We start from the raw sequence: 1,320 nt of genomic DNA on the forward strand, positions 1-1,320 counted from the left end.
GGCGATCGAGGCGATGCTGCGGGGCTCCGGCCTGCTGCCGATCCCCCCTGAAGCCCGCGAACGGGCCGAGAGACTGCGCGACGACAGCTGAAAGCCGAGGATAGCTGAAATCCGTGGCGCGGGCTTGGGCGGCGCTCTGCGAGGCCCCGAAATGCAAAAGGCCCGACGGGCCGTCAGCCTCGTCGAGCCTTTCGGAAATTGGTGCCCAGAAGAGGATTGCGCCTAGGAAAAGGAAACCTATTGAAACTAAAGGGGAATTTCAAGAGGGGCGGCGACTTTCTGTATTGCAGCGAATTTGTGCCGGCTGCCTCGTTTCGTTACTAAGCCTCTACACCTTGTCGCCGCTAGTGCGTATCACCGCATCCGGACCGAAATCTCCCTCGCGCCAATGATGAAATCCGATACACATGCCATCGGAATTGAATAGATCCAGAACCGTGGGTTCGCTTGGTGAAGCATGGGGCGCTGCCTCTAGTTTTGCACTGAAGCCCAGCGTCACTTGATGTTCATCATTCGTCAAACGGCCAGAAACGCCGTCTATAACCATCATCAGCCCATAGAGTGCGTCATTGATTGCCTTTTCGGCGGCTTCGCGTGCAACCGGATCGAGGCCGGGGGCAATCTCGCCTCGCGCATACTTTCCTACATCCTCGAATAGAATGAGCCCAGCCGCGTGCATCAGCCATAACTCCCGGTCACGACCCGGTTCCGGGGGCGGAGCTAGTTCAAATTCGTAGCTCGCCATCGCACACCTTCCAGCGATCAACATCGATACAGCGTTGCATCCTTCACTTACGCTTGGCTTGTCAATGCACGCCGCTGGGAGATGGCGTATCCATTGGACCCTGCCCATGGACGTGTCCGCTTTGCTCCTCAGGTGCGTCCAATAGACTCCCTCCTGGCATTCTGGACATTGCGCCTCATCATCTCGTGATCCTATTGGACACCAAGGGGGGCTTGACGGGCATGCTTATCGGATACGCCAGGACGTCGACCACGGAACAAGAGGCTGGCCTTCAGGCCCAGCTTCGGGACCTCAAAGAGGCGGGGTGCGAGGAGGTCTATTCGGAGCAGATATTCTCAGTGGACGTGAGGGCGCAGCTTCGCAAGGCACGGATATTCACCCGCAAGGGCGACACGCTGGTAGTCACAAAGGTGGACCGCTTGGCCCGCTCTACCGTGGGGCTCTGGGAAATCGTGAAGGAACTCGATGAGAAGGGGACGGCGCTGCGGGTCCTCAATCTGGGCGGTGAGACGGTGGACACCAAGAGCGCCACCGGGCGGCTCATCTTGAACATCTTCGCGGGGTTCGCACAGTTC

At 58.7% G+C, this 1,320-nt stretch carries 2 protein-coding genes; one reads left to right on the forward strand and one right to left on the reverse strand.

The window, feature by feature from the left end; all coding sequences use genetic code 11:
* Window positions 1-328: 328 nt before the first annotated feature.
* On the reverse strand, window positions 329-745 hold the full coding sequence (locus BA190_RS34930) for a hypothetical protein (RefSeq protein WP_068299818.1): 417 nt from the start codon (window positions 743-745) through the stop codon (window positions 329-331).
* 221 nt (window positions 746-966) lie between these two features.
* Here BA190_RS34930 and BA190_RS34935 point away from each other — a divergent pair.
* On the forward strand, window positions 967-1,320 hold a 354-nt coding region (locus BA190_RS34935; RefSeq protein WP_162275298.1), incomplete at its 3' end, for a recombinase family protein.

This window comes from Labrys sp. WJW (genome assembly GCF_001676615.1).
In the GTDB taxonomy this organism is placed as follows: domain Bacteria; phylum Pseudomonadota; class Alphaproteobacteria; order Rhizobiales; family Labraceae; genus Labrys; species Labrys sedimenti.

What these genes read in the sequence shown, in the direction of transcription:
- BA190_RS34930 (WP_068299818.1), bottom strand. Translation starts at nt 745, where the DNA reads ATGGCGAGCTACGAATTTGAACTAGCTCCGCCCCCGGAACCGGGTCGT.